Raw genomic sequence first — 9,833 nt, forward strand, 5'->3', positions numbered from 1 at the left:
AATTAGAAGGAGAGAAGAATAGTCTCAAATTTCAGAAAGTGATAGGTTTTTAATGGTTTCAATCCTTATTCCTTGCACCTAATTCACTTTTTTAACCGGGAAACTCTTAATCTATCTAGGTTTTCGGTTTATTCAGCAAGCCCTATTTAGGTAATACTTTAACCATGATGTTAATGGTGACACTAACATCATTCAAGTTTTTTTGTTCTGGTTTAAGTAAAAAAGATTTCATAGCTTATATTCCTCTATTGACGACTATTTACACTTGCGTCAAAAGAGAGATTTTTGCTACTCAACCCTGAGTTGTGATTTTAACTGGAAAAAACTAAAATCCGATGTTATTCAAGTTACTGCTAAATATTAACCTCTTTACTACTATTTGTGCCAGGTTAGGTAATATTTTTTTTGACAAAACAATTCTGCATTCGATAACAATACCTTGTCCAAATTAGAAAAAGCCTTGATTTGTAGGTTGGGTTGGGTCACGTGAACGTATCCCTGCGGGACACTGCGTGAACGCGGAGCAATTAGCATGAAACCCAACAAATGCGTTGGGTTGCGCTGTCGCTTAACCCAACCTACAAGAAATGGACAAGGTATTGCGATAAAAATTCAGAATAAAGACTTCTGCTATATCCAACCGGGATCATTGTCAGAAAATATTGATCCTGTTTACTGAGAAATATCAGAAGTTAGGAAATCAATTTTGACCTGATCTCCTTTATCTAAACCTAGTTCTGCGGCTCGTCCTGACCTCAGTTCAATTACTTGATCTATCAGTACATTAGGACCATAGGTGGGACAAGGTTCTATGCCACAAGGAGGAGCAGATGCCTGGATGTACTGAACTACACCTTTTCGGATAAATACCATATCTAAGGCAACAGGTACATTTTTCATCCAGAATTGTACTGGTTGTGGGTTCGCAAAAGAAAATAGCATTCCTCGGTTATCTGGTAAAGCTAGTCTATACATCAAACCCATCTGTTGCTGTTCTTGTGTTCGTGCTACTTCTAACTGAATTTTTATATTTTTAGGAAGTATAGCTTCAGCAGAAATTGGCAGATTTTGTCCAGTATTTACTGGTGTTTGGGTTGATGATTCCGGTGTTACGACTGGAGATTGAGCCGTGGTAGGTGATGAACAGCCCATCAGTAATATACTAAGTAATATTGAACATAAACTAAGCCAAGAAACCATAAGTTGTCTAGGGAACAGGGAATAGGGAATAGGGAATAGGGAAAAAGTGATGATTTTACTAATCACCTCTTACCAAATCACTAATTAAATTATTTATGCAATTTAGATTCTGACTATCTTACTTAATTTTTGCAAAATTGCCTACAAATTTAGATTTTATTTGTGATTATTTCTCGTTTTATAGATTTTACGAATCTCTGAGTACGTAACCTACACCGCGTATAGTTTGAATTAAGCGTTTTTGACCTTCTTCTTCAATTTTGAGCCGGAGGTAACGAATATATACTTCAATGACATTGGATTCACCCGTAAAGTCGTAACCCCAAACATTTTCTAAAATCTGTTCACGAGTTAATACTTCACGGGGATGTTCCATTAGGAACTTTAAGAGTTCAAATTCCTTCATGGTTAAGTCAATGGCCTTACTCTTGTAAAAAGCCCGACGGGTTCCTATATCTAAAATCAGATCCCCAAAGCGTAATTGCTCTGCGGTATCAATATCAGGTTTGAGATACAGACGAATCAGCCTTAACAAATCTTCCGAACGGTAAGGTTTGAGGATGTAATCATCAGCACCAGCGTCTAAACAAGCTATCCGATCATCTACTGTGTCTCTGGCCATCAGAACCAGTATAGGAGAACGATTGCCGATATTTCTGAGATTTTTACACAAAGATAGTCCTGATTCACCGACGAGCATTCGGTCTACAACAATTAAAGCAGGTTGGCGATGACTTTGATTCCTGGAAGCATCACTACAGTATTTTAATCCATTGGCTGCATCATGGGTCACAATGGCATCATAGCCAGCTTCTTGCAAATCAAAAGCTAATTGATTAGCCAAGGTTTCATCTGGTTCAATCACCAAAACAAAAACAGCGGGATTGTGGGTAGCTATCATAGCAGTTGGAGATTGGTAATTGGTAATTGCTAATGTGAGTTATGAGTAAATACGGAAAATCAATCTACTGAGGTAATTAAAATATGGGCGCTCGTTTAGGGGTATTTTTAACTCGTGAGCAAGATAAAACCCTGTTGAACCTAAGAACAAGGGATTTACCACAAAAAGTCAAAGATCGAGCAGAGGTAATTAGGTTAAAGTCACATGATTGGTATGTAGAAAAAATAGCTGCTCATTATTCATCATTCCAAATTTCTTCCTTAACTCTCACAGGCAGTTTTGCCAAATCAGGCAACTCTATCGCTTCCACATCCGTTATTTTATCTTTAATATTAATAGGTATATTAACTGGTTGACGTTCTTCCAGCCAGCAACTAGCCACAGGTAAAGTTTCCTCCAACTCATCTAATGGCCGAGGAATCACCATAACTGCATTTAACTCACCAATGCGTTCCGCTTCAAACATACCTGCTTCCACAGCTACAGCTACATTAGCCACTGAACCGCGAATAATTGCCGTACACAAACCAGCACCAATCTTTTCATAGGATGCTAATTGCACATCAGCAGCTTTAAGCATAGCATCACAAGCGCCAACCATAGCGGGAAATCCGCGAGTTTCCACCAACCCAATGGCTTGATTACTCAAACGGCTGTATCCACCACCATCTCCCATAAATCGAGTCAGACGGTTAATAGGTAGAATTATATCTAAATTAGGATAAGGACGCGCAATCACCAAACTAGAAACCAACTGGCCAAACTGTTCAGCCGTTTGTACACCAGCTTCCACAGCCAAGCGGACATCAGCAATGCCACCTCGGACAATTGCTGTACAATGACCACTACCAATTTTTTCATAACCAACCAAGTGGACTCCAGCCGACTTTAACATCATGTCAGCCGTGCCAACTATAGCGGGGAAACTGAGGGTTGATACCATACCCAAAGCAGTATCTTTGAGGCTATCACGGCGACTTGCTGCGTGAATGGTACTCAAAGCGTTTTGATTATATGTTTCCATTTAAATTTTCCAGGATAAGGTTCATATAGCGTCTTCAATCATAGAAGAATGAAAACTAGCATTTCAATATGGACTTAAGTTCACACTTCATACTTAACACTTAACCTGAAGAATTGTTAGAGTTTTCGTTGCCCAAAGATTGTCTATGGGGAAATAATGTACTCAGCAGCCTATTTATGCTACCTTGTCCATAAATTTGCGTGCCAAAAATATTGTGAGTTTCCAGATCAGACTCGCTGGGTTCTATGTCCTCAGTGGTAGTTTCTGTAGACTCTGGGAGCGTAGTTTCAACCGACGTAGCATCACCCACCACAGCCGTTTCTGACTCTGGTGGAGACTGGCTTTTCGGTGTAGGTGAAGGTGGAGATACAGGCGTAGATTGATGTTTAAACTCCAGAAAAGCCGCAACCGAGAGTTGAGTTGAGGAAAATACTTTTTCCTGTTTCTCTGGTTTCTCTGGTTGAGAATGAGGAGATTCAAGTTTTTCGGCTGATTCCTCTGGTTTCTCTGGGGGAGGATTGGTAGATTCTAGTTGTACCGCTGAAGGTTCAACAATCTGCCGACTATTATCTCCCAAAATTGAACCAGAGGGAATAACTTGACCTGGTGCTACGGAACAGTTAAAAACCGTTGTCGCTGCACCAATACAAGCATTAGCCCCAATTTTGCCTTCACCAACCATCAAGAAACCGGCTCCCAGGTTTGCGCCTGCTTCTATTTCTAGAATACCCTCACTTACTTGGAGAATTGACCCCATACCCAGGCATACACCAGCACCAATCACAATTTTACTATTAGTAGCTGCTTGCAAAACTACCCCAGGAGCTAATACCGCGCTGGGATGAATAATCACGTCGCCATGAATATGAGCATCAAATCTATCGCCCAGGCGTAGCAGCGATACAGACATGGAATTTATTACCTCGGAAGCCGGAAGTTGTCAGTTGTCAGTAGGGGCGAAGCATTTGGAAGATAAATTATCGATCATTGCCAAAAATAGTTCTCCAAATGCTTCGCCCGTACAGTTGTCAATTGTCAGTAGGGGCGAAGCATTTGGAAGATAAATTATCGGTCATTGCCAAAAATAGTTCTCCAAATGCTTCGCCCGTACAGTTGTCAGTTGTCAGTGGTTAGAAAGAAGAAGGAAAAAAATGTTCTCCCCTACTCTCTGCACCCTGCACCCTGCCTCTTTATGGACGTTGGATAATTGCTTCTAGTACGCGACGTTTGGCTTTGGGGTCAGTACCAACTAAACGCACATATTCGCCTGGATATTCAGAAACATATCCTTCTAAAGCAGCGATCGCTTCTCTTTCAGATGTAGCCTGAATTTGACCCGCAACTGTCCAAGTACCTGTGCGGAAGCGGCGTTGATCTACGTGTTCAATTGCAATTTTTGCCCCACTGGACAACAGTTGGCGCAATTGACCGACTATTTCACTACTTAAACGGGTGCTGGTAGCTGTCGCCGTTGCAGTTGCAGTTCCAGAACTTGTACTGGTAAATGATTTGGTGCTACCAGAAGATACTACTTGTCCGTTTGGTCTTTGGATAATTGCTTCCAATACGCGACGTTTAGCCTTGGTGTCAATCCCAATTAAACGTACATACTCGCCTTGATGAGTTTCAATGCACTCTTCCAAAGCAGACACAACTGCTTGAGTCGAATTAGATTCAATTGGTTGACAGGTATCCCAAGAACCTGTACGGAAACGGCGCTCATCTACGTGTTCTGTCCCAATTTTGAAACCACCAGCCAAAAGTTGACGGATTTGATCTACAGTTTCCGCACTCAGTTTGGCACTACCAACAGCAGTACCGTTGCCATTACCATTGTAACTGCCAGCAGATGCAGCAGCAGGGGCTTTAAAGCTAGATGTACCAGCAACAACACCTTCAGGACGTTGAACAATAGTTTCTAATACCCGTCTTCTGTTGTTGTCAATCCCAAATAGACGCACATATTCGCCGCTGTGGTCTCTCAAACAAGACTCTACAGCAGAAACAGCTTCACCTAAAGACCGAGTTGCAATGGCTTGACAACTTTGCCAAGAACCTGTCCGAAACCGTCTTTGGTCTACGTGTTCTGTCCCAATTTTAAATCCTTGTTCTAGTAGATAACGTAATTGATCTACTGTTTCTGCACCTAAGCTATAGCTCGCCACGTCACTGCTCCTTTCTAACTCTTCAACTTCAATGCTTGTGCTTGTATAAGATTTAGCTACGGAAAGATTAAGTTCATCCCGAATAGGCGCAATACACTTGCTATCCGCAGCACAGTGATAACCAGCCCGCAAAGCCTGATTAATCCCGACTACATGGTGAGCAAATTCTTGATCCTGCACTTGGACATCTGGCAATCTATCCGCTTGCTGCTGGGTAGTAATTACTGATCCAGAAGCTACGTATTTACCCGGTGGAATTTCCACATCCTGAATTAAGGCGTGCATCATGACAATGCAACCTGCACCCACCCTGGCATTAAATACCGTAGAACGAAAGCCAATAAAACAACTATCGCCAACGTAAGCAGGTCCATGAATCAGTGCCATGTGGGTAATGGAGGCACTTTTCCCAACCCATACTGAGTACTTCTTGCCATCATCACCAATGACTCGGCCTTGCTCCAACCCATGAATAACGACACCATCTTGAATATTAGTATTTTCACTAACACAAAAAGGTGTCCCTTCATCGGCTCTAATCGAAGTCCCCGGAGCAACAATTACATTTGCACCTATATTGACATCACCAATGAGGTTACAAGAAGAGTGGACAAATGCAGTTTCATGAATGTTTGGTTCTGCTAAACTCCTTGACCACGGGGTTGGGGGTGCCGCCGTGCTGCGGACTACCATTGCGAGATTCCTCCTGAAATAAGCTTTTTGTCAGTGGTCATTGGTCAGTGGTCATTGGTTATTGGTCATTGGTCATTGGTCATTGGTCATTGGTCATTGGTCATTGGTCATTGGTCATTGGTAAGTTTTCACCCATCACCCATCACCTATTACCCATCACCTATTACCCATCACCCATCACCCATCACCCATTACCCATCACCTATTACCCATTACCTCTTCCCTGACTATCTATACTGGTCTTTTTTGCTGTAAATTACACGATCTTCAACGTAAATGGTGTCTATAATTGCCACTACTGCTGCGTCTAACGGTCGTTGTTCATTACCTGATAATTGACGAGCAGCACTGCCACGACTGACAAGTACCCACTCATCCACTCCTGCCCCTACACTGTTATCGGCTGCTACCTCGTATACTGGCAGGAGATTGCCATTTTCATCTATTAATTGCAACATTAGTAGCTTCACACCCCGCAGACTGGGATCTTTTTGGGTGCTAGTTACTGTGCCACGAACTCTGGCAATTTGCATTATTAATTATGGTCTTCTACCGAAAGGGCGAATTGTGTTAACACCTTCCCGGAATTGTTCTACATCTTCGGTATAACGAATGGGGAGGACATATTCCAAGTTTTCGTGAGGACGAGCAATGATGTGGGTAGATAGCACTTGTCCACCGTTAACACGCTTAACTGATTCCACTCCCGCACCTACGGAAGCTTGAACTTCGGAAACGTCACCACGCACGATAACTGTTACCCGACCACTACCGATTTTTTCATAACCAACCAAGGTAACACGAGCAGCTTTTACCATCGCATCAGCAGCTTCGACTACGGCTGGAAAGCCTAGAGTTTCTACCATTCCTACTGCAATTGACATTTGTTTTTGTCCTTAAATTAAATTTTTACTTGTACCAGATTTAAACTAAGCGCGGAACTGTTCTACGGCTTCTGTATAACGAATTGGCAAGACATATTCTAAGTTTTCGTGGGGGCGAGCAATGATATGGGTAGATACCACTTCACCACCGTTGACTCTTTTTGCCGCTTCAACGCCAGCAGCTACCGAAGCTTGCACTTCAGAAACATCTCCCCTGACAATGACTGTAACGCGAGCGCTACCAATTTTTTCATATCCTACTAAAGTCACACGGGCGGCTTTCACCATTGCGTCAGCAGCTTCTACTACTGCGGGAAAGCCTTTAGTTTCAATCATTCCAACTGCAATTGGCATCGCAGAACTCCTAAAAAATTAATCGAATTAGAACTATGGATGGAAATTTTGGACGGGGATGCTCATCCTGATTCCAAAATACCGCCACATCTTAGCTTATGAAACCTTGGCATCCCTGGCAACATAAATTACTATAATAGTTTGTAATAAAATAGATTAAAAAAAGTTAACAAAACTTTATAGGGTCTTTTGTGACATTAAAGTTTACTGATCCCTACAGTGACAACTTATGCTTTATAATTTCTTTATCAGTTTGAGAATTACTATAGTTCATAGCCCAAGCTAATTCTTTGATGAGGAGGATTGGTGAGCGCTATATATGGGACAGACGAGCTACTGGCTATATCTTTCCTGTGATTCGCTATTGCCATAAACAGTGGGTAAAAATCTGCAAATTTTACCAATGTATCTAAAAAACAAATTTAAAAAAAGCAGAAAAATAAAAAATGTTGTTCAACAATTATTAGAATATCTAAAATGTTAAATTATATTTAATAGCTCAACAATAGGCTAATCTAAAGTAAATGTGCTTAGGCATATTGAGCTAAGAAAAGTTAAGAAAACATAGATTTTCTCAAAGATATTGTTTTTTGAGCAAATGATTATTTAAAGGCTGTTTAAGAGAATCGGAACTGAGTTGTCAAGGAAAATATTAGATGAATGAGTTTCTATTTTTAACAAGTTGGTTCGTGCCTCTTTATAGCTTACTAGGGGCAATTTTAACTTTGCCTTGGAGCATAGGAATCATCCAACTTACAGGACCAAGACCTGCGGCCTACTTGAACTTATTGACTACCATCTTAGGTTTTGTCCATAGTTTATTAGTATTTAAAGATATCTGGAATCGGGATCAAGAAAATTTAGTAATTACTTGGTTTCAAGCTGCTGATTTTCAATTATCTTTTGCTTTAGAAATTTCCGTAGTCAGTGTGGGGGCGACAGTTTTAATTACTGGATTAAGTCTGTTGGCGCAAATTTACGCACTAGGCTACATGGAAAAAGATTGGTCCTTAGCCCGGTTTTTTGGTCTGGTGGGATTTTTTGAAGCCGCCCTCAGCGGTCTAGCAATTAGTGATTCCTTGTTTCTCAGCTATGCTTTGCTGGAAGTTCTCACCCTTTCTACTTATTTACTGGTCGGATTTTGGTATGCTCAACCCTTGGTAGTGACCGCGGCGCGAGATGCCTTTTTAACGAAGCGGGTAGGAGATTTGTTGCTATTGATGGCTGTAGTGACTCTTTCTACTTTAGCCGGCAGCTTAAATTTTTCGGATTTGTATGAGTGGGCGCAAACTGCTGATTTAAATCCAGTCACATCAACTTTACTCTGTTTAGGTTTAATTGCTGGTCCTGCGGGTAAGTGCGCCCAATTTCCCCTGCACCTGTGGTTAGACGAAGCGATGGAAGGACCGAACCCAGCTTCGGTGATGCGAAACTCTCTAGTGGTAGGTGGGGGTGCTTATTTTCTCTACAAAGTTCAACCATTATTATCTTTGTCCCCCATTGCCTTAAATACTTTAGTGGTGCTGGGGATAATGACAGCATTGGGAGCAACATTGGTATCTATTGCCCAAATTGATATTAAGCGATCGCTCTCCCATTCCACCAGTGCTTACATGGGATTGGTATTTTTAGCGGTAGGCTTGGAACAGGGTGGAGTGGCGTTAATGTTACTTCTGAGTCATGCCATTGCCAAAGCCTTGTTATTCATGAGTTCTGGTTCAGTTATCTACACTACCCAAACCCAAGACTTGACAGAAATGGGGGGTCTGTGGTCAAAAATGCCAGCCACAACCACGGCTTTTGTCGTCGGTTCAGCAGGTATGGTAACACTACTACCACTGGGCAGTTTTTGGGCAATGATAGCATGGGCTGATGGCTTAGTCAAAATTAGCCCTTGGGTAATTGTGGTTTTAATCTTAGTTAATGGCTTAACGGCTTTGAATTTAACTAGGGTATTCCGGTTAGTTTTTTGGGGACAACCCCAACCAAAAACCCGTCGCGCTCCAGAAGTTGCCTGGCCAATGGCATTACCAATGGTAGCTTTAACTATACTCACTCTATTATTACCGCTGATGCTACAGCAATGGTATTTATTACCTAGTTGGGAAAGCCTCGATTGGTATATAGTTGGATCTTTAGTCGCTTCTACGGTTACTGGAGTAACTATTGGCGCAACAATTCATCTTCACAAAGCCTGGTCAAGATCGAGAATTTTGGTTTGGAGATTGATCCAAGATTTATTAGGCTATGATTTTTACATAGACCGCATTTATCGCTTAACGATTGTAAGTGCTGTGGCGCTGTTATCGAGGATATCCGCGTGGAGCGATCGCTTTTTGGTAGATGGTCTAGTCAACTTAATCGGCTTTGCTGCGATTTTTAGCGGACAAAGTTTGAAATACAGCATTTCTGGTCAATCCCAAGGCTATATGCTAACAATCCTCATTGTCATTAGCATCCTCGGTTTTGCCATTAGTTTCTCATTGGGTTTATTCGACAAATTGCCTTTTTAGGTAATGGGTAATTGGTAATGGGTAATGGGTAATTGGTAATGGGTAATTGGTAATGGGTAATTGGTAATATTCTTCCCCAACCTCCCCAACCTCCCCAAC

Annotated in this window: 11 protein-coding genes; 3 read left to right on the forward strand and 8 right to left on the reverse strand. The window is 41.7% G+C overall.

Translation table 11 applies throughout. The features are described from left to right. Positions 1-672 precede the first annotated feature (672 nt). The 4 genes from PN450_RS21330 to PN450_RS21345 all read right to left on the reverse strand — a co-directional run bounded on the left by PN450_RS21330 (position 673) and on the right by PN450_RS21345 (position 4,035). Positions 673-1,200, reverse strand: a complete 528-nt coding sequence (locus tag PN450_RS21330; RefSeq protein ID WP_168695468.1) for a DUF192 domain-containing protein — start codon at positions 1,198-1,200, stop codon at positions 673-675. 187 nt (positions 1,201-1,387) lie between these two features. Beyond that, entirely contained in the window at positions 1,388-2,101 is a 714-nt protein-coding gene (nblR, locus tag PN450_RS21335) for a response regulator transcription factor NblR (protein ID WP_148764229.1), read from the reverse strand. 235 nt (positions 2,102-2,336) lie between these two features. Next, positions 2,337-3,125: a BMC domain-containing protein gene (locus PN450_RS21340; protein WP_148764231.1), complete on the reverse strand. Its 789-nt coding sequence runs from the start codon at positions 3,123-3,125 to the stop codon at positions 2,337-2,339. A 100-nt stretch (positions 3,126-3,225) separates the two neighbouring features. After that, positions 3,226-4,035: an LbetaH domain-containing protein gene (locus PN450_RS21345; protein WP_271837490.1), complete on the reverse strand. Its 810-nt coding sequence runs from the start codon at positions 4,033-4,035 to the stop codon at positions 3,226-3,228. Here PN450_RS21345 and PN450_RS21350 point away from each other — a divergent pair. Continuing rightward, complete coding sequence (locus PN450_RS21350) at positions 4,034-4,189, forward strand: hypothetical protein (RefSeq protein WP_246862940.1); 156 nt, start codon at positions 4,034-4,036, stop codon at positions 4,187-4,189. The two genes, PN450_RS21345 and PN450_RS21350, sit on opposite strands and share 2 nt — an antisense overlap. Positions 4,190-4,315: 126 nt before the next feature. Here PN450_RS21350 and PN450_RS21355 read toward each other — a convergent pair whose 3' ends face one another. After that, complete coding sequence (locus PN450_RS21355) at positions 4,316-5,983, reverse strand: ribulose bisphosphate carboxylase small subunit (RefSeq protein ID WP_271837491.1); 1,668 nt, start codon at positions 5,981-5,983, stop codon at positions 4,316-4,318. A gap of 47 nt (positions 5,984-6,030) precedes the next feature. Here PN450_RS21355 and PN450_RS21360 point away from each other — a divergent pair, with 47 nt between their 5' ends. Continuing rightward, entirely contained in the window at positions 6,031-6,210 is a 180-nt protein-coding gene (locus PN450_RS21360) for a hypothetical protein (RefSeq protein WP_271837492.1), read from the forward strand. Here the strand turns inward: PN450_RS21360 and PN450_RS21365 are convergent, their stop codons facing one another. Genes PN450_RS21365 through PN450_RS21375 form a run of 3 tightly spaced genes read right to left on the reverse strand, consistent with a single transcriptional unit; the run spans position 6,211 to position 7,221 of the window. Continuing rightward, the gene (locus PN450_RS21365) at positions 6,211-6,516 is read right to left on the reverse strand and encodes a EutN/CcmL family microcompartment protein (protein WP_015080436.1); all 306 of its coding nucleotides are present in this window, start codon (positions 6,514-6,516) and stop codon (positions 6,211-6,213) included. Between the two features lie 6 nt (positions 6,517-6,522). After that, positions 6,523-6,867: a carbon dioxide-concentrating mechanism protein CcmK gene (locus PN450_RS21370; protein ID WP_015080435.1), complete on the reverse strand. Its 345-nt coding sequence runs from the start codon at positions 6,865-6,867 to the stop codon at positions 6,523-6,525. Positions 6,868-6,912: 45 nt separating this feature from the next. Then, the gene (locus PN450_RS21375) at positions 6,913-7,221 is read right to left on the reverse strand and encodes a carbon dioxide-concentrating mechanism protein CcmK (RefSeq protein ID WP_015080434.1); all 309 of its coding nucleotides are present in this window, start codon (positions 7,219-7,221) and stop codon (positions 6,913-6,915) included. A gap of 656 nt (positions 7,222-7,877) precedes the next feature. Between PN450_RS21375 and PN450_RS21380 the strand changes: the two genes are divergently transcribed. Beyond that, positions 7,878-9,734 carry an NAD(P)H-quinone oxidoreductase subunit F gene (locus tag PN450_RS21380; RefSeq protein WP_271837493.1) on the forward strand — a complete coding sequence of 619 codons (1,857 nt, stop codon included), beginning with the start codon at positions 7,878-7,880 and terminating at the stop codon, positions 9,732-9,734. Positions 9,735-9,833 lie beyond the last annotated feature (99 nt).

The organism is Dolichospermum lemmermannii CS-548, from assembly GCF_028330815.1.
In the GTDB taxonomy this organism is placed as follows: Bacteria; Cyanobacteriota; Cyanobacteriia; order Cyanobacteriales; family Nostocaceae; genus Dolichospermum; species Dolichospermum lemmermannii.